The sequence below is a fragment of the Arthrobacter sp. BE255 genome (assembly GCF_031457335.1).
Lineage (GTDB): Bacteria > Actinomycetota > Actinomycetes > Actinomycetales > Micrococcaceae > Arthrobacter.
Genome location: NZ_JAVDWK010000002.1, coordinates 635,501 through 661,109 on the forward strand (window position 1 = coordinate 635,501; position 25,609 = coordinate 661,109).

A 25,609-nucleotide genomic window follows, 5' to 3' on the forward strand; every position below is an offset into this window, starting at 1 on the left:
TGCCTCCATTAGCTGGCCAGCGCTCTGGTGGCCTCCGGCAGCAGAGAGAGCAGGCATTGAACCAAAATCGGTCACTTCCCCCGCGTGGCTTGGGCGCCAACAGCGAACTCCTTGCAGCCAAACACTGCAACAGCGGCCTTAAACACGGATGGCCACCGCTTGAAAGCGGTGGCCATCCGGCAGGCGGCTGAGAACAAGCCCAGTCCCCCACTAAGGACTAGGACAGGACGTCCGCAAATTCCTTTTCGAAGAACTGCTTGGGCTTGGCGCCGATCACAGTGTTCTTGACCTGGCCGTCCTGGAACAGGTAAACCGCGGGAATGGACGTGATGCCATACTCGGCAGCGATTGCCGGGTTGTCGTCGACGTTGACCTTGACGACGTTGACCTTGTCGCTGTATTCAACCGAGATCTCGTCGAGGATCGGACCGAGCTTGCGGCAAGGGCCGCACCACTCTGCCCAGAAGTCCACGATGACCGGCTTGTCCGCCGACAGGACGTCCGTGCCGAAACTTGCGTCAGTTACGTCTTTTGCGTTGCTCATAACCTTGTCTCTCTCTTCGAAGGGTGGGTACGCGGATTACGCGTGAAGATCTGCGAGGTAGTGCTCCACGTCGATGGCGGCTACACAGCCCGAACCGGAGGCCGTGATGGCCTGTCGGTAGGTGGGGTCCACGACGTCGCCGGCGGCGAACACGCCAGCGATGCTTGTCTTGGAGCTGCGGCCCTCAACGGCGATGGTTCCGGCGGGAGTGATCTCCAGGACGTCCTTGACGAGTTCGGTGCGCGGGTCGTTGCCGATTGCAACGAAGACGCCGGTAACTGCGAGGTCAGTTACGGATCCGTCCACGAGGTTCTTGATTTTCAGGCCCGTCACCTTGTTCTCGCCGATCACATCGTCCACCGTGCTGTTCCACACGAAACTGATCTTTTCGTGGGCAAGCGCGCGGTCAGCCATGATCTTCGAGGCCTTAAGCGAATCGCGGCGGTGGACCACCGTAACGGACTTGGCAAACTTGGTCAGGAACAGCGCTTCCTCCATGGCGGAGTCTCCCCCGCCGATGACCGCGATGTCCTGGTCCTTGAAAAAGAAACCGTCGCAGGTTGCACACCAGCTCACGCCGTGGCCGGAAAGGCGCTTCTCGTTGGGCAGCCCCAGCTCGCGGTAGGCGGATCCCGTGGAGAGAATGATGGCGCGTGCCTGGAATGTTTCGCCGGTAGCGATGGTGACGGTCTTGACGTCGCCCTCAAGCTGAAGTGCGGTGACATCCTCAAACTGGATCTCCGTGCCGAACCGTGCCGCCTGCTTCTCGAAGTTCTCCATGAGGTCCGGCCCCATGATGCCCTCGGGGAACCCCGGGTAGTTCTCGACGTCGGTGGTGTTCATCAGTTCTCCGCCGGCGGTGACTGAACCCGCCAGCAGCAAGGGCTTGAGGTTGGCACGCGCCGTGTAGACGGCTGCCGTGTAACCAGCCGGGCCCGAGCCGACGATGATGACATCACGTACTTCGGACGCGGTGTTTTCTGCGTTGCTCACTGAACGGTGAACCTCTTCCTATATCGATGCGCCAGCCCGTGGAGGCGGCCACATGGCACAACTGAATCGTGATGCTGAATATTCCGGGCGCCGGCAAACGAAGGGACCGTCCGCGGACAGTATTGGAGCCACCCCAACACACGACGCCATACCAGATTACCGTCTGGAGACAGCAGAGCCGCGCCTGTTACCCCTGGAGTGATTCCCCGAAGGTAACGGGCGCGGCTCGATCGCGGCCGTGATGCGCGGACTACTGGATCTTTATCTCTGCCAGCCGGATGCCGTAGCCGTAGCGGGTCTTCGGAGCGGCCAGCTTGGGCAGGGTCTTGATGGACACAATGACGTACTGGGCCTGGACAGGCGCTGCCAGGGGCATGGTCAGATCGGTGGAGGTGAAGCTGTTGCTCCCCACCTGCTTGGCGCCGTCCAGCGACGGGCGGTCGTTGGTGAACACGCTGATGTTTCCGCCGGAAGCGCCCAGCTGGCTGAGCGTGATGGAGGAAATGGTGGCCTTGCTCTTCAGCTTGATGAACAGCGGAACACCCTCGGGTGCAAGCCCGCCCCATCCTTCCGTGGCGAACTCCATGTCAGACCAGTAACTGGCGGCGTTGCCGTCAAATGCCTTGACCAGGTCGACGTCGTACGTCGCGGCAAAATCGAAGTCGCCCTGCCGGGTGATGCCCTCGATGGCCGGCGGTGCGGCCGGTGCAGCCGAAGACGCCGTCGGGCTGGCGGTGCCGGAATCCGACGGGGCCGTGGTGGATCCGGTGGTTGCGGTGTTTGCCTGCGGATCGGAACGGAACAGGCTGCCAAGGTTTGTCACCGCGAATACCAGGCCAACGATGAGCACCACTGCGAGCAGGCCGCCGACCAGCCAGCGCATGGAGCGTGGCTCTCGCTCGGGCTCGTCGTCGTAGTAGTCACTGGGCGCATCCGCTGAAGGCGTGGACGTTGCCTCCTTGGCCGGCGCAGCAGACCGTGCAAAAGCAGGGAAGTTTCCGGCGGAGCGGTCCGGTTGGCGTGGCGGCGCGGCAGCTTCGACGGGCTCGTCGTAAGCGGCGTCCTGATCCCCTGCCCCGTAGCCGTAGTCCTCTTCGTTCCACAGCGAGACTTTCGGCGAAGACGAGGTGGCGCTGTCCGCGGGACCGGTTGTCCCGGCTGCCGGGACGGCGGGCTGCTGACCGCGCGGCTGGACGGGCTGGGGGGCTGTGGCCTGCTGGGAGGCGGCGCCCGCAGCGGCTGCTCCGGCTGCAGCACCGCCGGCAGCAGCGATACCGCCGGCGGCAGCACCGGCAGACGGGGACGACGCCGGCCGGACGGGCGGACGGGGCGGAACCACCGGCTGGTTGGTCCGGTAGGGGTCAACCTGGTTCGGGTGGCCATCCGAATAGCTGATGTAGCCGGCGTCGACGTTCTCTTCGTCGTCGTACGGTTCCGGCTCGTGTGACCGTGCCTGGCCGAAAATTTCGCTGCCGAGCGTATCCGTGAAGAACGGCTCGACATACGGCGGGTTCGAGGCGACAACAAGGTCCAGCAGATCGGCGGCGGACGTGTGGTTGGTGATCAGGTAGGTGGCTGCCTCGGTGACGCCGAGGTCGAGGACCTGGACCGTGCCGGGCCGCTCACCGGTGGCAACTTCACGGGCGCTCTGGGCAACCTGCTCGGTATTGTCCGGGCCGGCAACCAGAATGCTGACCGGACGGTTGAGAACCTGGTCCACCCCGTCCAGCACCAGATCCTGGTCGTGTGAGGTCAATACGGTGGCAGTGACCTTGTAGCGGCCGCCGAGTACTGATCCAACATCGATCGGGTGGGACACGTGTTCCTCCTAGACTGTCCGGGAATTGCCGGTGTGCGAACGATGCCACCGCCGTTCGAGCGCCTGCCGGCGGGCCGGCGGACGCTTGACTGCAACAACCCTTGTTCACTTTCGATCCTAGCCGATGGCCCGTGGCGGCCGGTGGAGACAGGCAGCCAAAAACCCTGCCGATATCACTTCCTGCGTGGCCGGCGCGGCTTGAAATGGGGGTTCTTCCCGGCTTGACCCTGGAAGGTCCGCCGGCCCGGCAGCGGGATCTCATCGCGGAGCAGGCCGCCCCGTGCTGTGCCTGGCACGTCCTCGGCAGGAAGGTAGCCGCCGTCGGACCCGTCACCTCCGTCCACGGGAAGCGCGGGATCCGCAGCGCGTTCCGGCGCAGCGTGCGGCACGGGACCGGCCCGGAAGGAGACGGCATCGAACTCGCCGGAAATCCGGGGAATGAGGCCGGTGTCCACCGAGACCGTGGCGCGTTCCGGCGTCGTACGTTCCGTTCCGGGCGCGGCTCCCCCGGAACCGGACGACGGCGGGGTCCCCGGGCCGGTGCCATCGGGACCGGCGGTACGGCCCAGCCGTCCCAGCAGCGGACGGAGCAGGTCGCGAAGCTCCGACACGTGGAAGACCTTCAGCAGGAAGAGGTAGGCCACCAGCATCACCGGCCCCACAACGATGACCGTCACCAGGGCTGCGAGACGGTCGGTCCAGGCAAAGCCGTCCGGGCTGTAGCTGCCCATGAGCCACAGGGCGCCTGCACCGGCAACAGCCGAACCGAGCCCGGCGTACCCCATGCGGATGTAGGAGTTGGCGATCCGCGGGCCGTCCAGGTGGCCCAGGAGACGGCGCAGGAAATAGGCGCTGATCACCACGGAGAGGATGTTGCCCACCATATACAGGATGGCAATGGCGTAGATGATTTGGCCCACCGGCAGGAACTGGATGGCGAAGGCGCCGGCGACGTAGACCACAGCCAAAAGGAGCTGGATGTGGAACGGCGTCCGGGCATCCTCGTTGGCATAGAACACCCGGGACATCATGAAATTGGCGCTCATGAACGGTGTGCTCAGGGCCAGGATGGTCAGCGTCTGCGCCAGCATGACGCCGTCCTGCTTGTCGCCGCCTGAGAAGAACATGCCCAGCGGCCCGGCCAGGGCAAACAGGGCAAGGGCACCAAAGACGGTGGCGACGGCCATGGTGCGTAGCCCGTGGGACAGGGCATCGCGGAGCTCTGCTTTGTTGCCGTCCTGCGAGGCGCGGGTCATCCGGTTGAAAAGGACCGTGGCCAGCGACAACGCAATAATCGAGTGCGGCAGCAGGTACAGCTGGCTGGCGACCTCCAGGACGGCGTTTCCGGGCAGGAAGTCGGCCGCAGGATCGCCCGCCTGCTCCAGGCGGAGGCGTTCAGCGCCCGGGATGGTCGCGATCCTCATGACGTACAGGAAGGCAAGCTGCCCGACGGCGGCGGTCAGCAGGGTCCAGACGCTCAGCTTCGCTGCCTGGCCGAGGCCCACCCCGCGCCAGCCGAACCGGGGGCGGAGGCCGAGTCTGAGCCGGAACACCGGAATGAGCAGGATGGCCGTCTGGGCCACCACGCCGATGGTGGAGAAACCGGCCACGAAGAGCGTCTGCGAGGGGCCCCAGTTGTCCAGGGTGTGCGGATTGATCTCGTTGGCGCCGTAGATCCAGATGAACATCCCCAGGCCGCCGATGGCCACGAGGTTGTTCAGGATGGGCGCCCACATGGCCGGGCCGAAGGCTCCGTTGGCGTTCAGCACCTGCGTCAAAAGGGCGTAGAGGCCGTAGAAGAAGATCTGAGGCAGGCACCAGAAGGCGAAGGCAATGGCGAGTGCCTTCTGCTGCGGCGAGTACCCCTGGGTGGTCAGGTCGATGATCACGGGCGCCGCCAGGGTGACCAGGGCGGTCAGGCCCAGGAGCAGCAGGACGGCCAGGGTGAGGAGGCGGCTGATGTAGTCCGCTCCCCTGTCGGGCGCCTTGCTGGCCTTGATGATCTGCGGGACCAGAACAGCGTTGAACACACCGCCGGCCACCAGGAGGAAGATCAGGTTGGGCAGGTTGTTGGCGTTGATGAACGTGTCATTGACCGTGGAGCTCAGCCCCAGCGCAGCCCCCAGCATCCACGTCTTGCCGAAGCCCAGGAAGCGCGAAACGAGCGTTCCGGCGGCCATGATGGCACTGGAACGGGCTTCGCCGGGCTGGGCAGCGCTCGGCTGGGTTTCACCGGCGGCGCCGCGCGCTTTGTCGGAAGGGAAGTTGGTAGCTGACATCGACTTCATCGTCTCACCCGGGCGGCCTTAATGCCGCAACGCAGCTGACAGCCACGGCCGTGACGCGCGCTGCAGGGGCCACTCAAAGATGTTCGGGCAGGACTTCCCGTGCGAGGTCGGCGATGCGCCGCTCATTGGGAAAGGAGAGCTTCCGTGCGAGCTCCTGGATGGGGACCCAGGCCACGTCCACGGCTTCCTGGTCGGGATCGTTCTCAATGGTGAGCTCGCCGCCGGTGGCACGCAGCAGGTAGTGGTGCACCGTCTTATGCACGCGGTGTCCGCTGACAGTAAACCAGTAGTCGATGCTGCCCAGCGGCGCCAGGATGTCGCCTTCAATGCCTGTTTCCTCGGCAATTTCGCGGACGGCGGCCTCTTCGTTGTTCTCTTTGCCCTCCGGGTGGCCCTTGGGCAGGCACCATTCCAGCCGTCCGCCCCTGTTAAGGCGGGCGATGATCGCAACCTTGAGGTCGCCGTCGGACGTGTCCACCACGACGCCGCCGGCGGAAATTTCCTCGACGGTGGGCAGCGAGGCCGGTGCCGAATGCTGGGCGGGCGCGACATGGGCACCGATTGCCGACGGCAACGGTGGGTTTGTCCTCCTGCCGGGAGCGCTCGGTACGGGATGGGCCATGAAGTCCACTCTAACGACTCTTGCCCGTTCCTGATGACCGGAACATGACATCAAGATGGACTGCGTATGACGCACTTTGCCGGTGCACGGACGAATAGGCGTGATCTTCACCCGATTTTGGCCTGCCAACGCTCTGGTTTCTGCCAAGCTTAAGTAACTATGGCGCACGCACATCACAAGACTGATTCCCACACCGTCGATTTCCAGGTTGACCCGGTGGTCCTGGAGCTTGGCCAGCGCTTTGTCGACGCCGGCCATGAACTGTCGCTGGTGGGCGGGCCGGTCCGTGACCTTTTCCTGGGACGGACATCGCCGGACCTGGACTTCACCACTGACGCCACCCCGGACCAGACCGTGGCGCTCATCAAGAAATGGGCGGACAACTTCTGGGAAATCGGCCGTGCCTTCGGGACCATCGGCATGCGCAAAGCCGGCTTCCAGATCGAGATCACCACATACAGGGCCGAGGCCTACGATCCCGAGTCGCGGAAGCCCGTGGTGGCCTTCGGTTCCTCGCTGACCGATGACCTGCTGCGCCGCGACTTCACCATCAACGCCATGGCCCTGCGGCTGCCCTCGCTGGAACTCATCGACCCGTTCGGCGGCGTCCGCGACCTCCACGGCTCGGTCCTGGCGACCCCCGGCTCCCCGGAGGCCTCCTTCTCTGACGATCCGCTCCGGATGATGCGCGCCGCCCGTTTTGCGTCCCAGCTGGGTATCTCGGTGCACGACGACGTCCGCCTGGCCATGACCCAGATGGCCGAGCGGATCACCATCATTTCCGCCGAACGCGTACGCGATGAGCTGGTCAAGCTGATCTGCGGTGCCCACCCCCGGGTGGGCGTGGACCTGCTGGTGGAGACCGGTCTGGCGGAGTTCGTGCTGCCGGAAGTATCTGCCTTGCGGCTTGAATCGGACGAGCACCACCGCCACAAGGACGTGTACCAGCATTCACTGCAGGTGCTCGAGCAGGCCGCTTCGCTGGAGACCGATGCCGACGGCGCCGTGCCCGGCCCGGACTTTGTGCTGCGGTTTGCGGCGCTGATGCACGACGTTGGCAAGCCGGCTACGCGGCGTTTCGAACCGGGCGGTGCGGTCAGCTTCCGCCACCACGACATGGTGGGGTCCAAGCTCACCGCGAAGCGGATGAAGACCCTGCGGTTCGACAACGACACCATCAAGGCCGTGGCCCGCCTGGTGGAGCTGCACATGCGCTTCTACGGCTACGGGGATGCCGGCTGGAGCGACTCCGCCGTCCGGCGCTACGTGACAGACGCCGGGCCCCTCCTGGAGCGGCTGCACCGGCTGACACGCTCGGACGTCACCACCCGCAACCAGCGCAAGGCAGAACGCCTCGCGTTCGCCTACGACGACCTGGAAGCCAGGATCGCCGCCCTGCGCGAGCAGGAATCCCTGGAAGCCGTGCGTCCGGACCTCGACGGCGCCCGGATCATGGCTATCCTCGGCCTCAAACCAGGACCAGTCGTTGGCCGCGCCTACAAGTTCCTCCTGGAGGAACGGATGGAGCACGGTCCGCTGCAGCCGGACGACGCGGAGGCCAGGCTGCTCGCCTGGTGGACGCAGCAGCCTGAAGCAGCACCTCCCGTTCCGGAGGCCGAAGAGCCTCCCGCCGCCGTCGAACTTTCCGCTACCGAGGAGCCCAAGTGACCATCTCTGCCATGACCCCCCGCCCCCAGCTCTGGATCCTGCGCCACGGCGAAACCGAGTGGTCCAAGAGCGGCCAGTACACGGGACTCACCGACCTTCCCCTCACGGTGGAAGGCGAGCAGCAGGCCGTGGAGGCCCGCAAGGTGCTGGACCAGGTGGATTTCGACCTGGTGCTGACCTCGCCCCTGCGCCGCGCCCGGCGCACCGCAGAGCTGGCAGGATTCCCGGACGCCCAGCACGAGCCGCTCGCGGTGGAGTGGAATTATGGGGATTATGAGGGCATCAGCTCCGACCTGATCCGCAAGGACAACCCGGACTACCTGATCTGGACCCACGGCGTGCCCAACGGGGAAACCCTGGATGAGGTGGCCGCCCGTGCCGACAAGATCGTGGCGAGGGTCCTCGAATCGGGCCTGGATAACGTGCTGATTGTTGCCCATGGGCACTTTTCGCGGATCCTTACGGCCCGCTGGCTTGAACTGGCCCCCACCGAGGGACGCCACTTCATTCTTGGGACCGCAAAAGTCTGCACTTTGGGCTGGGATAAGAAGACCCCAGCAATTGTCCGCTGGGGCCTCTAAAAGGCCATTCATAAACTTCTTTGAAAAACTTTGTGAATTAGGTAGTCAACGGCGGCATTTGTAGTGTAATTTTATTTCAGACCCCAGAGCGGCTTGCCGGGGTTACGGCGCGCGTTGCCTGGCCAGTCAGCCGGGGCAACGGCATAGCAGAAAAGGAGGTTGGGAAAATGATTACTTTGACTAGCGGATGGAAGATGACCATCACTGCGGCCCCGGCCTCTGTTGCTTTTGCGCGCCATCTTTACGGAGCGTCCGACTCCTAAGCCTTCCTGCTCCTGATTCCGCCCTGTGGCGGCATCAGTCGAGCTTGAGGTATCCCTGGTGGCCGTCCTTCGGGACGGTTCCTGTCGGCACACTGTCAAGGCGGAACCTCGCGGTGACGCAGCATCCCCATAATTCGGAACCCGGCTTCTTGTTGGGCTCTGCAGCACCGCTGTTTCAGGGGCCTATTTCCGCATTTGCGAACCAATAATTAACACCGGGCATTTCTTTGCCTATTCTGCGCCTTTATTGTCTCGACTTTAATTGGCTCTATTTGCCATGCCCAATTTCATTCCTGCGAACTCAAGGAAACATGCAATGACCACTGCAGCGGCAAAACCGCAGTCCAGGCAGCCCACCGTGGCAGCCAGCCGGCATCGAAAGGAGGTGACCACCATGATCAAGAGGATCACGAAGGCTCTATTCGCCCTGCGCCAGCCTGTCAGCTACAACCACCGCGAATTCAACGGGCAACTCCTGGAAAGGCAACGCGAGGACGTATTCGTCCTGTTGCACCAGCACGTGGGTGGCCTGCGCTGACGGCGGGCACCCTTCAGCCCGGGGTCCGCGTGGCGACACGCGGGCCCCGGCGCCTACGGACAGGCGAATTCCACGATGTGCATTCGCTCATAGTCTCGGTTTTGCGTCTCCGTACAGCCAGCCGAAGCGAAGGCGGAAAGGTCGTCGGGGGCATCGCCGGCGTCTCCGATGAACCACACGGTTCCCTTGCCGGACAGCTCGTCCGGCGTGACCGCCTCGTTTTCGCCCCAGAGTGTTCCTGATTCCGCGGGACTCTTGGCAAGCGACAGGTCCTGGATATTTTTGAAGTCGTCAGGATAGGCAATGGTCATGTCCCGAAGGTAGTCATGCTCGAAGACCATGGCTGCCGGCGCCTTGGCGTTCGTTGCTGCCTGGTCCCCTATCTTGCGCTCGGTATCCGGCGGTTCATTCACCAGGCTTTTGAGGGTGAGTTGTGGGACCAGGCTCACGGCAACCACGGCGGCGACGGCGGCATACCGCAGCCATGTCCGCCGGGCCGAAATGCTGACGATCCCCAGGCCCACCAGGAGCGCGAAGGCGGGAGCGGTGAAGGTTAGGTACCGGGCCACGTACACCGGCTGGGCAACAACGCTCACCAACGCGAGGCCTGCGATGGGGAGGGCAACTCCCACGAGGCACAGAACCACCAGGGTCCGCGTCTGCGGCACCTTCCTGGCGGTCCAAAGGCCCCAGACCACCAGGCCGACCTCAAGGATGCCCAGCAGCGCAACAAACGCCAGGACCCATTGCGGCGGAAGGTTCCCCGTGGGGCGGTCTTCGCCATAGAAGAACTGCTTGACGGCCGCAGTGCCCAGTGTCTGCGCCAGGGACCTGTTTTCGATCCATGCCACCTGGGCCTTCTGGCCCAGGGCGAAGAGCAGGAAGGGCAGGACACCGGCGCCGACGGCTGCGCAGGCAATGGCCGTGGCGATGGGCCGGCGCCGAAGCAGGATGGCCGCGAAGGCGTGGGCCGCTACCGCCAGCACAAAGAACATAAACATCCAGATGCCAACGACCGCGCAGACGCCGTAGAGAACCCAATCGAGGACGCGGTTGGATTTCCACGCACGCAGCAGCAGGAGGGTCAGGATGACGGCCAGCATGGCGGTAAACGCCGGCTGCCGGGCTTCGGTCCCCGCCCACACCATGCGGGGCAGCACTGCCAGGACCAGCCCGGAGGTAAGGCCCAGGGCGTTGGACCCCAGCTTTCGTCCAATCACTACTGTCCCGGCGCACGCGAGGCCGACGGCCAGCGCTGACGGGGTCCGCATGGCGATCTCCGAGAAACCGAAAACAGAGGTCCACGCGTGCACCAGGAAGTAATACAGTCCGTGGACCGCGTCGACGGACTGCAGGAGGACCAGGAGTTGCGCAGGGGTCCTGTCGACGGCGGAGATCGTGGCGATCTCGTCATCCCAGAAAGAGGGAATCCACAAGCCAGCAAAAGCGACGCAGAAAGCCAGCAGCCCGACCGCGAGTGGCCCTGTCCAGCGACGGCCGGCCAGGGGCAGCAGTCCTTCCTCGGGCCGTGCAACGCGGTGCCGTTGCTGTAGTTCCGGCGCGTCCGGCGGCTGATTCAACACAGTGTTCCCTCGAGGTCAGTCGTGTGGTGGAACAGGCCGACCCCAGGTCCGCTCCCCAATGAAGTTCCCGCAAAAGACCGCCGGAACCGTACTCGGCGTACCGAATCGACGATACACGGGTGGGTTGGGGACAACTACGGGCCCGGCAACACCCCGGTAAGCTCGAAGGCATGCAGGAGACGAAGCCGCCGGCGCCCCCGCGCCGCGCCCGCCTGGTTGTTCCCAGCCGCAGTGACCTGCTGTTGAGGAACTTCACAGAACTGATTGGCGGGCCCATGGGTTCCCGCTCCGCGCCAGGGCTGGTCTCCCCCGGCGTGTTTACGGTTGAGCGGGTGCTGATCATCCTGACTGTGCTGGCGGCCCTCGCAGGCATCCTGATTAAGGGCTACTGCCGCGCCAACGGGTGGGAGTCCCCCAGCCAGTTCTACTCCACGTGCTATTCAGACTTTCCGGAACTGTTCCGTAACCGCGGCCTGGGGGACGGCACCTTTCCCTTCTTCAGCCAGGGAAGCCTGTTCGAATACCCCGTCCTGATGGGACTCATCGCCGGCGCGACGGCCTGGCTTGTACCCGGTCAGGGAGTCAGCGACGCCAGGATCCTCGGCTACTTCGACGTCAACGCCACGCTGATCGCCGCCGTCTGGATTGTGACCGTGCTGGCCACGGCACGGATGTCGCGGCGGCGGCCGTGGGACGCTGCCATGGTGGCGCTGGCGCCCGGCATTGTCCTGGCCGGGACCATTAACTGGGACATGTGGGCCGTAGGCCTGCTGGCGCTTGGCATGCTGTGTTTTTCGCGGGGAAGGCTGGTGCTGGCCGGCATCCTGATCGGCCTGGGCACAGCCACCAAGCTCTACCCTGTCCTCATTTTCGGTGCCATCCTGCTCCTTGCCCTGCGGACCGGCAGGATCCGGACATTCCTGGTCACGGCAGGGGCAGCCCTCGTTGCGTGGCTGGCCGTCAACGTCCCCATCGCGCTGATGAACCCGTCGGGCTGGCGGTACTTCTACCAGTTCACGGAGGACCGACCGGCCGGCTACAGCTCCCCTTGGTTCGCGTACAACCTCGTGGCAGCCAGGCTTCGCTGGCGGGTCCTGGACGCCGAAGTCATCAACGCCCTGGCACTCAACCTTTTTGTACTGGCTTGCGTGGGCATTGCGGTCATTGCCCTGACGGCGGCGCGGCGGCCGCGGCTTGCGCAGTTGGCCTTCCTGATCGTGGCTGCGTTCATCCTGACCAACAAGGTCTATTCGCCGCAGTTCGTGATCTGGCTGATTCCCCTCCTCGCCCTGGCCAGGCCGCGATGGCGGGACTTCCTTGTATGGCAAGGAATTGAGGGCCTGCACTGGGCCGCCATCTGGATGTACCTGGGACAGGTGACCAGCGGCGGAACCTCCCAGCACAATATTGATATGCCGTACTACGTCCTGGCGGTGGCAGCCCATATGCTGGCAACGGCATATCTTATGGCCCGGGTTGTGTGGGACATCTACGACCCCGGCTACGATCCCGTCCGTCGGCATGACCTGGACGATCCGCAGGGCGGCCCCTTTGAGGGTGCACCGGACCGGTTGAGGCTCAACGTCTTCCGCCCGGCTGAATCAGTCATTCCCTGGCGGGCCAAGAGCCATGCCTGAGGTCGCCGTCGTCGGATCCGGACCAAACGGCCTGGCCGCAGCGGCCGTCATGGCGCGTGCGGGACTGCAGGTGGAAGTCTTTGAGGCAGCCGGGACCATCGGGGGCGGCACCCGGACTTCCGAGCTGATGCTTCCAGGGCACGTCCACGACGTCTGCTCGGCGGTCCATCCGATGGCCCTGGCCTCGCCGTTTTTCCGCGCCTTCGAACTGGCCCGCAGGGTGGAACTCGTGGTTCCGGAACTGTCGTTCGGATCCCCGCTGGACGGCGGGCGTGCTGCCCTCGCCTACCATTCGCTGGACCGGACAGTTCAGGGGCTGGGCCGGGACGGTGCGGCCTACCGGAAACTGATGGGCCCGATTGTGAGCCGCATCGGGGGCGTGATGGACCTGACCCAGCATCAGCTCCTCCGGATCCCCAAGGATCCCGTCGCGGCCGCGATCTTCGGGCTGCGGACGCTGGAGCAGGGATCGGGGCTCTGGAACATGCGGTTCAGGGAAGAGTTCGCTCCGGCTTTGCTCAGCGGTGTGGCCGCACATGCGGTGTCGCACCTGCCGTCGCTGGCCGCCGCAGGTGCCGGCCTCATGCTGAATGCCTTGGCCCACGCCCAGGGCTGGCCAATCCCGCTGGGCGGTTCGGCGTCGATCGCGGCCGCACTCGCGGACGACATCCGCGCCCATGGCGGCGTGATCCACACGAACCGGCCGGTTGAAAGCCTGAGGGAACTCGGCGGCACGCGGGCAACGCTGCTGGACGTGGCCCCACACGGGTTGCTCAACATCGCCGGCGACGACCTGCCCGGCAAGTACCGGACCTCGTTGGAGTCATTCCGCTACGGCAATGGTTCCTGCAAGGTGGACTACATCCTGTCAGGGCCGGTTCCCTGGGCAGCCGAAGAACTCGCCGACGCCGGAACGGTGCACGTGGGTGGTACCCGCGCCGAGTTGGCCGACGCCGAAAACGAGGTGAGTGCCGGGAAGCATCCGGAACGCCCTTACGTGCTGGTTGCCCAGCCGTCGCGCTTTGATGCAGGCCGCGCGCCGGCCGGGCGGCAGATCCTGTGGGCCTATTGCCACGTGCCGGCCGGATCCACGCGGGACATGGGCGAGGCCGTCACCGCACAGTTGGAGCGTTTTGCGCCGGGATTCCGCGACCTCGTGGTGCAGGTCCATGTGACAACCGCGGCGGAGCTTGCCGACTACAACCGGAACTATGTGGGTGGCGACTTCAGCGCCGGCCTGATGGATGTCCGCGGACTGATCCAAAGGCCAATTGTTTCGCCGGTGCCATGGCGCACGCCGCTACCCGGCGTCTACCTTTGTTCCTCCTCCACGCCCCCGGGCCCCGGCGTGACGGGCATGCCGGGCTACTACGCAGCGGAATATGCCTTGAAAGACATATTCGGTTTGAAGGTTCCCGCTCTCGGGATCTAGGCGCATTGCCGTCCTCTGCCTTTTGGGCGCGAACGTACAGTTGGGGCCCCGCCGTGTAGGGCCCCCAACTGTACGTTCGCGCTGTGTGAAGGCCGGGACGGGGCATAATGGCGCCGTGGGGAACTCAAAAAAACTGTCACTTGCCATGGTTGGAATCATTCTCGGCGCGTCGCTGGCCGCCTGCGACGACGGGCGGGGGGACGCGGAGGCCGCGGCGAACCAGCTGGCCTCGGCCTTTGCCGCCCTCGACGTCGGCCCGGTCGCCTTTGAAGGCCGCGACTCGTCGGCTGTGAATGAGCAGCTCAAGGAAGTGTTCAAGGCACTCGAGCCGGACAAACCCGCCGTGGAAGCCGGCGAGCTCACCCTGGACGGCGACACTGCCACCGTTCCCTTGAACTACACCTGGAACATCGCCTCGGCAGAGTGGAAATACACCGTTTCCGCGAAACTCAAGAAGTCCGGCGCCGACTGGCTGGCAGTGTGGGATCCGGCCGACCTGGCCCCCGACCTTGCTGAAGGCGAGATCCTCACTAAAGGCACCCAGTCGCCGCAGCGGGCTGACATCCTCGGCGCCGGCGATGCCCAGCTGGTGACCTACAGGCCCGTAGTGAACGTGGGCATCGACAAGCCGCGCCTCGGTTCTGCCGATGCTGCCGCTTCTGCCACCAAGCTGGCCCAACTGGTGGGCGTGGACCCGGCCGGATACGCCCAGCAGGTTGCCGCCTCGGGCGCCGAAGCGTTTGTCCTCGCCATCACCCTCCGCGAGGAGGGACGCACGGTCACGGACCAGCAGATTGCCGAGATCCCCGGCGCCCGGGGAATTGCTGCCACCGTGCCGCTGGCGCCCAGCCGCACGTTCGCCCGCGCAGTCCTCGGTTCCGTCGGTGAAGCCACCGCCGAACAGATCGAAGCCTCAGGCGGAGCCTTGACCGCCGGTGACGTGACCGGCATCGGCGGACTGCAGCAGCAGTATGACGCCCAACTGCGCGGCACGGACGCGGTTGTGATCCGCGCCCAGCGGGCCGACCTCACTGTTGACCAGATCAGGGCTGCCGCCACGGATCCTCGGCGGGTCGTCTTTCAGGTGGCGCCCACCCCCGGCACGCCCCTGAAAACAACCCTTGACCCGGCACTCCAGTCTCTGGCCGAGACTACGCTCGCGGGTGTCGGCCCGGCGTCCGCGATCGTGGCGCTGCGCCCCTCCACGGGGGCTGTCCTGGCTGCCGCATCAGGGCCGGGAAGCAATGGCTACAACACCGCCATGCTGGGCCAGTACGCTCCCGGTTCCACGTTCAAAATGGTTGATTCACTCGCCATGCTGCGGAACGGGCTGACGCCGGACTCCAAGGTCGAGTGCACCCCAACGCTCAGCGTGGACGGCCGGACCTTCAAAAATGCCGAAGGCTACCCCGCCGGATCCTTGGGATCCGTGACGCTCCGTGATGCCTTTGCCCACTCCTGCAACACGGCCTTCATCGCGGCACGTGACACCGTGTCCCAGTCCCAGCTCGAGGCTGCCGCGATGGCCATGGGGGTGGCCGTGGAAGCGCCGTCCCTTGGCGCGGCGGCTTTCCTCGGCTCGGTGCCCGGCGAGGCCGCCGGAACCGAACATGCGGCCTCGATGATCGGCCAGGGCAAGGTGCTGCTCTCACCGCTGGCCGCGGCCGTCATGGCAGGCTCAGTGGCCAAGGGCGCGCCCGTCTCGCCGCAGCTCGTGCTGAACCCCGACGCCGGCGCTGCCGCGGGAGGCACCACCGGCGAGCCGACCGCGGAGGCCGGTTCGCCGTCGTCGACCGTTACCCCGGAAGCGCCCGCGCAGGCGTCAGACAAGCCGATCACGGCCGCTGAGGCGGCTGCCCTCTCCGACATGATGCGCGCGGTGGTCACATCCGGCCACGCCGGCTTCCTGTCAACGGTTCCGGGCGCGCCTGTCGGTGCCAAAACCGGTACCGCGGAGTTCGGCAACGAGAACCCGCCCAAAACTCACGCCTGGATCGTGGCCGTACACGGCGACCTCGCCGTGGCAGTGTTTGTGGAGGATGGCGGCCTCGGCGCCACCACGTCCGGTCCCCTGCTCAGGCAGTTCCTCACCGCCGCCGGCTGAGCCTGCCGCTGGGGGCCGCCGCGCGGGCGTGGGAAGATTGTTCGCGTGGCCCACATAGACGTTTCCGGTATTGACTACTTCCTTTCCGACGGCACCCAGCTGCTGAACAGTGTGACGTTCAAGGTCCCGGACGGCACCAAAACGGCCCTGATCGGCCCCAACGGCACCGGCAAGACCACGCTGTTCCGGATCATTTCCGGCGACCTCGTTCCGGATGAGGGCGTCATCGGACGCTCCGGGAACATGGGCATCATGCGCCAGTTCGTGGGCCAGGTCCGGGACGACTCAACCGTCCGTGACCTCCTGGTCTCCGCGGCACCGCCTGCCCTGGCGGCAGCTGCCCGCGAAGTGGACGAGGCCGAGCTCGCGATGGTGGAGCACGACGACGAACCCTCCCAGATGCGCTACGCCCAGGCCATCGTGGACTGGGGAGACGCCGGGGGCTACGACGTCGAAACCGTCTGGGACGAGGTCTGCATGGCCGCGCTGGGGCTGCCGTTTGACCGCGCGCAGCACCGCCCGGCGTCGAGCCTCTCCGGCGGCGAGCAGAAGCGCCTGGTCCTGGAAGCCCTTTTCGCCGGACCGGACGAACTGCTGCTGCTCGACGAGCCGGACAACTACCTTGACGTGCCCGGGAAGCGGTGGCTCGAGGACAAGCTCAACGAGTCCAAAAAGACCGTCTTCTTCATCAGCCACGACCGCGAGCTGCTCAACAACGCCGCCGGCCGGATCGTGACCCTGGAACCGGGCATCAACGGCGCCGGCGCGTGGATCCACGGCGGCGGCTTCGGCTCCTACGTGGATGCCCGCGCGGACCGGAACGCCCGCTTCGAGGAACTGCGCAAGCGCTGGGACGAGGAGCACGTGAAGCTCAAGGAACTCGTCAACATGTACAAGAACAAGGCCGCGTTCCGTTCCGACATGGCCAACCGCTACCACGCCGCCCAGACCCGGCTGGCGAAGTTCCTCGAGGCCGGGCCGCCGGAGGCGCTGCCGATCGAACAGAACGTACAGATGCGGCTCAAGGGCGGCCGGACAGCCAAGCGCGCCATCGTGGCAGAGAAGCTCGAACTGACCGGACTCATGAAGCCCTTCTCCACCGAGGTGTGGTTCGGGGACCGCGTCGGCGTGCTCGGCTCGAACGGTTCCGGCAAGAGCCACTTCCTGCGCCTGCTGGCCACCGGCGGCACGGATCCGGAGCGTGAGCACCTGCCGGTGTCCGACGTCGAGATCGCCGAGGTGCCGCACGAGGGCACCGTGAAGCTCGGCGCCCGGATCCGTCCCGGTTTCTTCGCGCAGACGCACGTCCGCCCGGACCTGCTGGGCAAGACGCTGCTGGAGATCCTGCACCGCGGCGACGAGCACCGGTCCGGACTGGGCCGCGAGGCTGCTGCCGGCGCCCTGGATGGCTATGGCCTGGCTTCGCAGTCCGAGCAGAAGTACGAATCCCTGTCCGGCGGGCAGCAGGCGCGGTTCCAGATCCTGCTGCTGCAGCTTTCCGGGGCCACGCTGCTGCTCCTGGACGAGCCCACCGACAACCTGGACCTGCACTCGGCTGAGGCGCTGGAACGGGCCATCGACCACTTCGAAGGAACCGTCCTTGCCGTGACCCACGACCGCTGGTTCGCCCGGACGTTCGACCGCTTCCTGGTGTTTGGCTCCGACGGCAAGGTCTACGAATCCGCCGAGCCCGTGTGGGACGAGAAGCGGGTGGAACGCGTCCGCTGACACCCGACGCTCTCGCACTTCCTGCACGTTTTGGGCCATTGCTCTCTCACCCGGTGAGAGAGCATTGGCGTTTTTCCTGCAGGAAGTGAGAGAGCGTTTTGATTGTGGGGCGGTGAGGGTGCGGCAAGTGATCATCAGTGTGATTAAATGATCAAAACTTGCTAGCATTTGAGCATGAAGACGGAAGAGCGCCATCGGCTGATCGGTGAGCTGCTGCGCCACCGCGCCGAGATTTCGGTGGAGGAGCTTACGGAGGCATGCGACGCTTCCGGAGCCACCATCCGCCGCGACCTTGAGGTGCTCGCGTCCCACGGTGTGCTGCGGCGGGTCCACGGCGGCGCCAGGAGCCTGATTGTCCGTGGCGAGAACCCAGGCTACGGGCAGCGCGAACTCGAGGACCAGGCCGTCAAAGTCAGGATCGCGGCCGCAGTGGCCGGCCTGCTCCGGGACCGGGAACACGTCTGGCTGGACAGCGGAACCACAGCTACGGAAATCGCCAGGACCCTGCGCGGGCGTGAGCTGACATTGATGCCCATGTCCGTGCGCTCCCTGACGGCTGTGACCGACGCTGACCCGAATGCCGGCCAGCGGCCCGCCCTGCTCCTTCCCGGCGGCAGCCTGGTTCCCGGGGAGCTGTGCTTCCGTGGCCCGTTCGCGGAGGCCAACATCAGGTCCCTGCGCTTCGATACCGCCGTGGTCACGCCCTGCGCGCTGAACCTCAAGGACGGACTCCTGGCCCACGACCTCGAGGACGCGGCGGTCAAACGGGCAGGCCTCGAATCAGCCGCCCGCGTGATCGTGGCCTGCGCCGGCTCCAAGTGGAACGCCAACGCGGTGGCCCTGGTGGCCGCCCTGGATGCGGTGAACGTGATCGTGACAGACAAAGACCTCAGTGCGGAAGAACTCGCACACCTCAATAAGCTCTCGGTGGAAGTAGTGAAAGCATGAGCACCAACACCCGCACCACGGCCAGTCCCTCCCTCAAGGCAGCGGCGGCTGCCACCTTCATCGTTTTTGGAATCAACGGCCTGGTCTTCGCCAGCTGGGCGGCCCGCATCCCCGCCGTTACCGAGACGCTGCACCTGACCTCAGGCCAGATGGGCACACTCCTGCTCTGCACCGCCGTCGGCTCCCTCCTGGCGCTTCCGACGGCGGGCCTCGTGGTGGGCAGGATCGGAACCGCCAACACGGTGCGCGCTGCCGGCATGCTGGTGACGCTGGCCGGCGTGGGGATTGCCTTGAGCCTTTCGGCCGAATCCGTCCCGGGCACCGCCGTGTGCCTGTTCTTCTTCGGCATCGGCATCGGGCTCTGGGACGTCTCCCAGAACATCGAAGGCGCCGACGTTGAGCACAAGATGCGGCGCACGATCATGCCGCAGTTCCACGCCGCCTTCAGCGGCGGGGCCTTCGTGGGCGCCCTGATCGGCGCCGGCCTCTCCACTATCGGCGTCGGACTTCCGGTTCATCTCCTGGTCGTCGCCGTCGTGGTTGCCGTGGTGGCGCTGGTGACGCCGCGGTACTTCCTGCCGCACATCATCGCGGCAACACCGGCAGACGGCGAGCCCATGACTGCCAAGGGACCCTCCGCCTGGCGGGATGGACGCACGCTGCTGATCGGCGTGGTGGTGCTCGGTGCAACCCTCACCGAGGGGGCCGGAAACGACTGGATCGCCAAGGCCTCCGTGGACGGGCTTGGCACCGCCGAATCCACCGGTGCCCTGATGTTTGCTTTGTTCGTCCTGGCCATGACAGCGATGCGCTTCGTCGGCGGCAGGGTCATCGACGCCTACGGCCGGGTGGTTGTCCTCCGCGCCAGCATGGCTGCCGCTGCGGCAGGCCTGCTGCTGTTTGTCCTGGCCGGAAACGTCTGGCTCGCCGCTGTCGGCGCCGCACTGTGGGGCGTGGGGGCTGCCCTCGCGTTCCCAATGGGAATGTCCGCCGCAGCAGATGACCCCAAGCACGCAGCGGCACGCGTCTCGGTTGTATCCACCCTCGGGTATATTTCCTTCCTCGCCGGTCCCCCGCTGCTGGGCTACCTCGGTGACCTCACCGGCATCCACCTGGCACTGCTGGCCATCCTGGCGCCGATCCTGCTTGCCCTGCTGCTGGCAGGCGCCGCGAAGCCGCTGCCCGTCAAATAGCTGCACGCCAACCTGCCGCGGGACAATTAGTCCCGGCGGTAGGGTGGGGTCATGCAGAGGAAGCGACGCAGGGGCCAGGGCTTGATCAGCCGCATCGACCGGCATCTGGTCCGGGGGGTTTCGGCGTTCCCCGGCGGAAACCATGACGTCTTTTTTCGGCGCCTCTCCGCATCAGCCAACCACGGAAAGCTCTGGATTGGCGCTGCGGCCATCATGGCGGCCTTCCCCGGAAAACCGCGCCGCGCAGCCCTCCACGGCCTGATCGCCCAGGCAGTTGCGTCCGCCGTGACCAACGTGGGCTTCAAGACCCTTCTGCCCCGCGCCAGGCCCTTGCCGGAACACCTTCCCGTCTTCCGGTTCGTCCATCCGCAGCCCACCAGTTCCTCCATGCCATCAGGACACTCGGCATCCGCCATAGCCTTTGCAGTGGGCGCCGGGCTGGTCAAGCCAGTCCTGGGCGCTGCCCTGGCGCCCGTGGCTGTTGGCGTTGCGTATTCGCGTGTCCACACCGGGGCGCATTGGCCCTCGGACGTGTTCTTTGGCTCGGCCATCGGAGCGGGCGCCGCCCTGGTGACCCGGAAATGGTGGCCCGTGCGCCCGCCTTTCCCTGACGTGAGCCGCACGTCAACCCCTGCCCCGGAACTGCCAGGCGGTGCCGGTCTCAGCATCGTGGTGAACACCCTCGGCGGATCGTTCACGGCCGAAACGGCCGCCGCCCTCCAGGAAGTATTCCCCAAAGCGCATATCAATACGGTGGATGCCGGCGAAGACCTCGTGGCCGAAATCCAGGCCACCGCCACCTTCCCCGGAACGGTGGCCCTGGGAGTCTGGGGCGGGGACGGGACCGTGGGCACCGCGGCGGCGGCCGCCGTCGAGCATTCGCTGCCCCTGCTTGTCCTGCCGGGCGGCACCCTCAACCACTTCGCCCGTGACACAGGGACCGGCAGCCTGAAGGAGGCCGTGAGCGCCGCCAACCGGGGCGAGGCCGCCCTGGCAGACGTGGGCATGGTCACCGTCGAACGGGGCATGGCCGGGAACCCCGAAAAGGCAGAACTGATCATGCTGAACACCGCGAGCATTGGCCTCTATCCAAACCTGGTCCGGCGACGGGAAATGCTGCAGCCTGCGCTGGGCAAGCCGCTCGCCGGAGTGGTGGCGATGTTCCGGACCTTCGCGGCAGGAACACCGACCACCCTGATCGTGGACGGCGTGCGGCACAAGCTCTGGATCGCCTACGTCGGCCGCGGCCGCTACTACCCCCGGGACCATGCGCCGCTGGTCCGTCCCGTCCTGGACGACGGCGTCCTCGACGTCCGCATGATCACGGCCGATGAATCCTTTGCCCGGCTGCGGCTGCTGTGGTCGGTCCTGACGGGAACCGTGGCCACCTCCCGGATCACGCACCTCACCGAAGCGTCCAGCATCCGTGTCGAATCGGACGGGGCGCCCATGGTTTTGGCCGTCGACGGCGAGGCCCTGGCCGGGGTGCGGTCCGCCGAATTCCGTGTGGCCGGCCGTGGCCTGACGTACTACTCGCCCCTGTCCTGACGGCCGGCTTCGTGGCCCGATCATCCGTGCGGACTACCCTGATTCAACCCTGAATCATCCCTGAGACCGGCGAAATCCGGGTTCCCCGTCGGTAGCGTGGAGGGTGCACACCACATTTCCCCGCATCCCGCAGCCCCCGGCTGCTGTTCGAAGGAACATTCCATGATTGAGGCAAAAGGCCTGACCAAGGTCTACGGCAGCAAGACCGCCGTTGACGGCGTCAGCTTTACCGTCCGGGCCGGGCAGGTCACGGGCTTCCTGGGCCCCAACGGTGCCGGCAAATCCACCACGATGCGCATGATTATGGGCCTGGACCGGCCGACGTCGGGCACGGTGACCGTCAACGGACTCCCGTACGCCGCACACAAGGCACCCCTTCACGAGGTGGGGGCGCTGCTGGACGCCAAAGCGGTCCACACCAGCCGCAGTGCCTACAACCACCTGCGGGCCATGGCGGCAACGCACAACATTCCCACCGCGCGCGTGCACGAAGTCATCGAGATGACCGGCCTGGACGCGGTGGCCAAAAAGAAGGCCGGCGGATTCTCGCTGGGCATGGGCCAGCGCCTGGGCATCGCGGCCGCCCTCCTGGGTGACCCGCAGACGCTGATCCTGGACGAGCCCGTCAACGGCCTCGATCCCGAAGGCGTGCTGTGGGTCCGGAACCTGGTCCGCTACCTCTCCAACCAGGGCAAGACCGTCTTCCTGTCCTCGCACCTCATGAGCGAAATGGCCCAGACCGCGGACCACCTGATCGTGATCGGCCGCGGAAAAATCATCGCCGATGCCACCATGCAGGAGATCATCGCCGGCACCCGCCAGGTCCGGACGCTCGTCCGCACCTCGGCCGCGACACAGCTGTCAGGCCTGCTCGCAGGCAACGGCGTGACAGTGGACCAGAACGAGCCGGAAACCCTGGAAGTCACCGGCCTGGACTCGCGGCAGATCGCCCAGGTAGCGCTGGACAACAGCGTGCTGGTCTATGAACTCACCCCGCAGCTGTCTTCCCTGGAAGACGCCTACTTTGACCTCACCAAGGACGAAGTGGAATACCACTCACACCTGACCGGCGGACCTGCCGGCGCGTTTGCCCCGGCCGGGGCCCCGGCAGCGGCAGGAAAGTAAGGACGATGACCACCATGACTGAGACCAAGACTTCCCCGCTTCCTCCGCGCGCCCGCTCCACTGCCGGAACCCGCGGCGTGACCTTCGGCGGTGTCCTGCGCTCCGAGTGGATCAAGCTCTGGTCCCTGATGTCCACCCGGATCCTGCTCCTGCTGACCCTCGCGGCCATTGTCGGCGTCGGCGCCCTCGCCGTCCTGATCCGCTACAGCTTTCTGGAGCAAATGGTCAACACTGCCAAGGAGCAGGGCCAGACCATGACCCCGGAAATGCTTGAGCAGTCTTTTCCGCCCGGTTCAGGCTTTGACCTCTACAATCTCCCCAACGCCGGCCTGCAGATCGGCATCCTGGTGCTGGGCTCCCTGGCTGTCCTGTTCATCTCCTCCGAGTACGCCACCGGGATGATCCGTTCCACCATGAACGCCGTTCCGCGCCGGACTCCGGCCTTTGTGGCCAAGGCGATCATTCTCGCCGTCATCTCCTACGTCATCACCACCGTGGCCGCGGCGGCAACCTTCCTGATCGCCATGCCGGTGTTCCAGGGACTGGGCTTTGACCTCGACTGGTCCACCGACGGGGTCATGTACAGCATCTTCACTGGCGGGCTGTACGTTGCCGGGGTGGCCCTGATCGGCCTGTCGCTGGGCGCGCTGCTCCGCAACTCTGCCGGCGGAATCACCGTGCTGGTGGGCATGTTCTTCGTCCTGTCCATCGCGGCGAGCTTCATGACCTTCATCCCCGGTGACTTCTGGAAGTACGTGCCGCAGTACATCCCCAGCGAAGCCGGCGGACGGTTCCTGTCCATTGGCCACATCGATGGCATCATCGATCCCTGGCACGGCGGCCTGATCTTCCTGGGCTACGTTCTGCTGTTCCTGGTTCCGGCCATGATCGTCCTGAAGAAACGCGACGTCTAGGCCGGAGCTAGGCTCAGACCATGAACGAAGCGGCAACATTTAAGGACGCGCCGGCCGGACAGGCCGACGCGTCCTTTGCCGAAATCACGGCCAAGCGCCGGGGCCTGCTCCGCCGCTACCTCTACCAGCATCCCCGGGTGATGGACGGTGTGGTGGTCCTGGGCTACGCCGTGCTGGTGGCTCCCACTGTGGTGGACGCGGTCATATCGGGCTCGTGGCTCGCGGCCGCCTTCCTCTTTGCCGTAGCCGGTGCCCTCTTCTTCCGGCGCTCCTACCCGGTGGCGCTCGTGGCCTTCATCGCGGTGGTCGAAGTGGCGGTCACGCTGCTCCACCCCTGGGGGTCCAACGTCTCGGCCGGCCTGTGGTTCTCGCTGTACGCGGTGGCCGTGGTCCATACGCGCCGGTTCGCGCTGGTGACCATGGCCGTGGCCACCGCGCCGCTGGCACTGCTCTACCTGCTGGCCGCCGTGGGTCCCATGGAGAACTCCTTCGTCCACCACGACGGCGGCAACCCCGGTGACTTCCACCTCCTGACCAGCATCGCCACCGGGGCAACCATTGCCCTGTCCAACGTCATCGCCACCGGAATCGGGATCTCCGTCCGGCAACGGCGCGAACACGAGCAGGAAATCGCCGCCTGGGCGGCCCGGACCGCCAGCCTCGCCTCCGTCAACGAACGGAACCGGATCGCCCGGGAAATGCACGACGTCGTGGCGCACTCGCTGACGGTGATGATCAGCCTGTCGGACGGCGCCGCCGTCGTGGTCCGGAAAAGCCCCGACCGCGCCGGGGAGGTGCTGGGTGAACTGTCCCGGACGGGCAGGACCGCCCTGGCGGACATGCGGCGCGTGCTGGGCGTCCTGCGGGACGATGCTGCGGGGACTGCGCCGCGGCAACCCCTCGCGTCCGGTGACAGCCTCGGCAAACTCCTTGAAGGATTCCGCACCGCCGGCCTGCCGCTGCACTACTCCCACACTGGCCCGGCGCTGCCCGACGACGCCGCGTTCCAGCTCACCGTCTACCGGATCGTGCAGGAGTCGCTCACGAACGTCCTGCGCTACGGGAGGTCGCTGGGGCGCGTGGATGTGGGCATTGTCCGCGCCGGCCCAACGGTCACCATTGAGGTGCTCGACGACGGCACCGGGGTTACAGGCCCTGGAACCTTCGACGGCGGCGGGCCAGGTTCCGGCGGCTCCGGCCCGGGCCTTCCCGGGTCAGGCCAGGGGCTTGCAGGAATGGCGGAGCGGGCCCGGATCTACTCCGGCACCGTGGAGGCCGGGCGGAGCGGCCGGGGATGGCGGGTGCGTGCCGTCCTCACCTGTCCCGATGACGAGCCCGCGGATCCGCCCAACCGTCCACGCCAACTGCAAGGCAAAAAGTGACCGAGAACCAACCGATAACCGTCCTGCTGGTGGATGACCAGCCGCTGCTGCGGATGGGCTTCCGCCTCATCCTTGAGGGCGAGGACGACCTCCACATCGTGGGGGAAGCCTCCGACGGGGCGGAGGCCGTCAGGCAGGTCCGCGAACTCAACCCGGATGTGGTGCTGATGGATGTCCGGATGCCCGTGCTGGACGGCATCGAGGCCACCCGCGCAATCACCGCATCCGGATCCGGCGCCCGGATCATCATCCTCACCACCTTTGATGTGGACGAATATGCGTTCGCCGGCCTCCAGGCGGGTGCGTCCGCGTTCCTGCTCAAGGACGTGGCGCCGTCGGAACTGATCCACGCCGTGCATGTAGTGGCCAGCGGGGACGCAGTGGTGGCCCCGCGGGTCACGCAGCGGCTGCTGGAGACCTACGTCCGCGGCGCTGCCCGGCCTGCCCCGGCGGCGGCACCGCGTGATCCGTTGCTGGAGGACCTGACGCCCCGCGAAACCGAGATGCTCGAGGCCATGGCAGAGGGCCTGTCCAACGCCGAAATCGCGCACCGGTATTTCCTCTCCGAAGCCACTGTGAAGACCCACGTCCGGCGCATCCTCACCAAGCTGCACCTGCGCGACCGCGTCCAGGCCGTGGTGTACGCCTACGAGACCGGCCTCGTGGTGCCGAGCAACCCGGACTACTGACGCCGGCGCG

General features: G+C 66.0%; 20 protein-coding genes. 14 read left to right on the forward strand and 6 right to left on the reverse strand.

Annotated features, from left to right (window positions below; all coding sequences use genetic code 11):
• Window positions 1–217: 217 nt before the first annotated feature.
• From trxA to J2X42_RS06160, 5 genes are all read right to left on the reverse strand, one after another.
• On the reverse strand, window positions 218–544 hold the full coding sequence (gene trxA / locus J2X42_RS06140) for a thioredoxin (protein WP_310163267.1): 327 nt from the start codon (window positions 542–544) through the stop codon (window positions 218–220).
• Between the two features lie 36 nt (window positions 545–580).
• Window positions 581–1,537 carry a thioredoxin-disulfide reductase gene (gene trxB / locus J2X42_RS06145; RefSeq protein WP_310163269.1) on the reverse strand — a complete coding sequence of 319 codons (957 nt, stop codon included), beginning with the start codon at window positions 1,535–1,537 and terminating at the stop codon, window positions 581–583.
• A 250-nt stretch (window positions 1,538–1,787) separates the two neighbouring features.
• Complete coding sequence (locus J2X42_RS06150; protein WP_310163271.1) at window positions 1,788–3,356, reverse strand: ABC transporter substrate-binding protein; 1,569 nt, start codon at window positions 3,354–3,356, stop codon at window positions 1,788–1,790.
• Between the two features lie 173 nt (window positions 3,357–3,529).
• Complete coding sequence (gene murJ, locus J2X42_RS06155; RefSeq protein WP_310163274.1) at window positions 3,530–5,635, reverse strand: murein biosynthesis integral membrane protein MurJ; 2,106 nt, start codon at window positions 5,633–5,635, stop codon at window positions 3,530–3,532.
• Between the two features lie 82 nt (window positions 5,636–5,717).
• Window positions 5,718–6,218 (reverse strand): NUDIX hydrolase, encoded by a 501-nt coding sequence (locus J2X42_RS06160; RefSeq protein ID WP_376044904.1) that lies wholly within the window; start codon window positions 6,216–6,218, stop codon window positions 5,718–5,720.
• Window positions 6,219–6,425: 207 nt separating this feature from the next.
• Between J2X42_RS06160 and J2X42_RS06165 the strand changes: the two genes are divergently transcribed.
• The 3 genes from J2X42_RS06165 (at window position 6,426) to J2X42_RS06175 (ending at window position 9,316) form a co-directional block, all read left to right on the forward strand.
• Window positions 6,426–7,934: a CCA tRNA nucleotidyltransferase gene (locus J2X42_RS06165; RefSeq protein ID WP_310163278.1), complete on the forward strand. Its 1,509-nt coding sequence runs from the start codon at window positions 6,426–6,428 to the stop codon at window positions 7,932–7,934.
• An 11-nt stretch (window positions 7,935–7,945) separates the two neighbouring features.
• Complete coding sequence (locus J2X42_RS06170) at window positions 7,946–8,515, forward strand: histidine phosphatase family protein (RefSeq protein ID WP_131132377.1); 570 nt, start codon at window positions 7,946–7,948, stop codon at window positions 8,513–8,515.
• Window positions 8,516–9,094: 579 nt separating this feature from the next.
• Window positions 9,095–9,316, forward strand: coding sequence for a hypothetical protein (locus tag J2X42_RS06175; RefSeq protein WP_310163279.1), 222 nt, complete (start codon window positions 9,095–9,097; stop codon window positions 9,314–9,316).
• Between the two features lie 53 nt (window positions 9,317–9,369).
• Here J2X42_RS06175 and J2X42_RS06180 read toward each other — a convergent pair whose 3' ends face one another.
• Window positions 9,370–10,896 (reverse strand): glycosyltransferase family 39 protein, encoded by a 1,527-nt coding sequence (locus tag J2X42_RS06180; RefSeq protein WP_310163280.1) that lies wholly within the window; start codon window positions 10,894–10,896, stop codon window positions 9,370–9,372.
• A 173-nt stretch (window positions 10,897–11,069) separates the two neighbouring features.
• On the opposite strand from J2X42_RS06180, the gene J2X42_RS06185 reads away from it, so the two are divergent.
• The 11 genes from J2X42_RS06185 (at window position 11,070) to J2X42_RS06235 (ending at window position 25,599) form a co-directional block, all read left to right on the forward strand.
• Entirely contained in the window at window positions 11,070–12,536 is a 1,467-nt protein-coding gene (locus J2X42_RS06185; protein WP_310163283.1) for a glycosyltransferase 87 family protein, read from the forward strand.
• Complete coding sequence (locus J2X42_RS06190) at window positions 12,529–13,968, forward strand: NAD(P)/FAD-dependent oxidoreductase (RefSeq protein WP_310163285.1); 1,440 nt, start codon at window positions 12,529–12,531, stop codon at window positions 13,966–13,968. The genes J2X42_RS06185 and J2X42_RS06190 overlap by 8 nt, the downstream gene beginning before the upstream one ends.
• 115 nt (window positions 13,969–14,083) lie before the next feature.
• Window positions 14,084–16,072, forward strand: a complete 1,989-nt coding sequence (locus J2X42_RS06195; RefSeq protein ID WP_310163286.1) for a penicillin-binding transpeptidase domain-containing protein — start codon at window positions 14,084–14,086, stop codon at window positions 16,070–16,072.
• A gap of 45 nt (window positions 16,073–16,117) precedes the next feature.
• Entirely contained in the window at window positions 16,118–17,800 is a 1,683-nt protein-coding gene (locus J2X42_RS06200; RefSeq protein ID WP_310163291.1) for an ATP-binding cassette domain-containing protein, read from the forward strand.
• 174 nt (window positions 17,801–17,974) lie between these two features.
• Window positions 17,975–18,748 carry a DeoR/GlpR family DNA-binding transcription regulator gene (locus J2X42_RS06205; RefSeq protein WP_310163293.1) on the forward strand — a complete coding sequence of 258 codons (774 nt, stop codon included), beginning with the start codon at window positions 17,975–17,977 and terminating at the stop codon, window positions 18,746–18,748.
• Window positions 18,745–19,941 carry an MFS transporter gene (locus J2X42_RS06210; protein WP_310163296.1) on the forward strand — a complete coding sequence of 399 codons (1,197 nt, stop codon included), beginning with the start codon at window positions 18,745–18,747 and terminating at the stop codon, window positions 19,939–19,941. Before J2X42_RS06205 ends, J2X42_RS06210 begins: the two co-directional genes overlap by 4 nt.
• A 51-nt stretch (window positions 19,942–19,992) precedes the next feature.
• A complete protein-coding gene (locus tag J2X42_RS06215; protein ID WP_310163299.1) occupies window positions 19,993–21,489 on the forward strand; it encodes a phosphatase PAP2 family protein in 1,497 nt (498 codons plus the stop codon).
• A gap of 162 nt (window positions 21,490–21,651) precedes the next feature.
• On the forward strand, window positions 21,652–22,614 hold the full coding sequence (locus J2X42_RS06220) for an ABC transporter ATP-binding protein (protein ID WP_310163301.1): 963 nt from the start codon (window positions 21,652–21,654) through the stop codon (window positions 22,612–22,614).
• Between the two features lie 14 nt (window positions 22,615–22,628).
• Window positions 22,629–23,528 carry an ABC transporter permease gene (locus tag J2X42_RS06225; RefSeq protein WP_310163302.1) on the forward strand — a complete coding sequence of 300 codons (900 nt, stop codon included), beginning with the start codon at window positions 22,629–22,631 and terminating at the stop codon, window positions 23,526–23,528.
• A gap of 20 nt (window positions 23,529–23,548) precedes the next feature.
• Window positions 23,549–24,910: a histidine kinase gene (locus J2X42_RS06230; RefSeq protein WP_310163304.1), complete on the forward strand. Its 1,362-nt coding sequence runs from the start codon at window positions 23,549–23,551 to the stop codon at window positions 24,908–24,910.
• The gene (locus J2X42_RS06235; RefSeq protein WP_310163306.1) at window positions 24,907–25,599 is read left to right on the forward strand and encodes a response regulator transcription factor; all 693 of its coding nucleotides are present in this window, start codon (window positions 24,907–24,909) and stop codon (window positions 25,597–25,599) included. The genes J2X42_RS06230 and J2X42_RS06235 overlap by 4 nt, the downstream gene beginning before the upstream one ends.
• Window positions 25,600–25,609 lie beyond the last annotated feature (10 nt).

What these genes read in the sequence shown, in the direction of transcription:
- trxA (WP_310163267.1), bottom strand. Translation starts at nt 544, where the DNA reads ATGAGCAACGCAAAAGACGTAACTGACGCAAGTTTCGGCACGGACGTC.
- murJ (WP_310163274.1), bottom strand. Translation starts at nt 5,635, where the DNA reads ATGTCAGCTACCAACTTCCCTTCCGACAAAGCGCGCGGCGCCGCCGGT.
- J2X42_RS06165 (WP_310163278.1), top strand. Translation starts at nt 6,426, where the DNA reads ATGGCGCACGCACATCACAAGACTGATTCCCACACCGTCGATTTCCAG.
- J2X42_RS06170 (WP_131132377.1), top strand. Translation starts at nt 7,946, where the DNA reads ATGACCCCCCGCCCCCAGCTCTGGATCCTGCGCCACGGCGAAACCGAG.
- J2X42_RS06175 (WP_310163279.1), top strand. Translation starts at nt 9,095, where the DNA reads ATGACCACTGCAGCGGCAAAACCGCAGTCCAGGCAGCCCACCGTGGCA.
- J2X42_RS06185 (WP_310163283.1), top strand. Translation starts at nt 11,070, where the DNA reads ATGCAGGAGACGAAGCCGCCGGCGCCCCCGCGCCGCGCCCGCCTGGTT.
- J2X42_RS06190 (WP_310163285.1), top strand. Translation starts at nt 12,529, where the DNA reads ATGCCTGAGGTCGCCGTCGTCGGATCCGGACCAAACGGCCTGGCCGCA.
- J2X42_RS06205 (WP_310163293.1), top strand. Translation starts at nt 17,975, where the DNA reads ATGAAGACGGAAGAGCGCCATCGGCTGATCGGTGAGCTGCTGCGCCAC.
- J2X42_RS06210 (WP_310163296.1), top strand. Translation starts at nt 18,745, where the DNA reads ATGAGCACCAACACCCGCACCACGGCCAGTCCCTCCCTCAAGGCAGCG.
- J2X42_RS06215 (WP_310163299.1), top strand. Translation starts at nt 19,993, where the DNA reads ATGCAGAGGAAGCGACGCAGGGGCCAGGGCTTGATCAGCCGCATCGAC.
- J2X42_RS06220 (WP_310163301.1), top strand. Translation starts at nt 21,652, where the DNA reads ATGATTGAGGCAAAAGGCCTGACCAAGGTCTACGGCAGCAAGACCGCC.
- J2X42_RS06225 (WP_310163302.1), top strand. Translation starts at nt 22,629, where the DNA reads ATGACTGAGACCAAGACTTCCCCGCTTCCTCCGCGCGCCCGCTCCACT.
- J2X42_RS06230 (WP_310163304.1), top strand. Translation starts at nt 23,549, where the DNA reads ATGAACGAAGCGGCAACATTTAAGGACGCGCCGGCCGGACAGGCCGAC.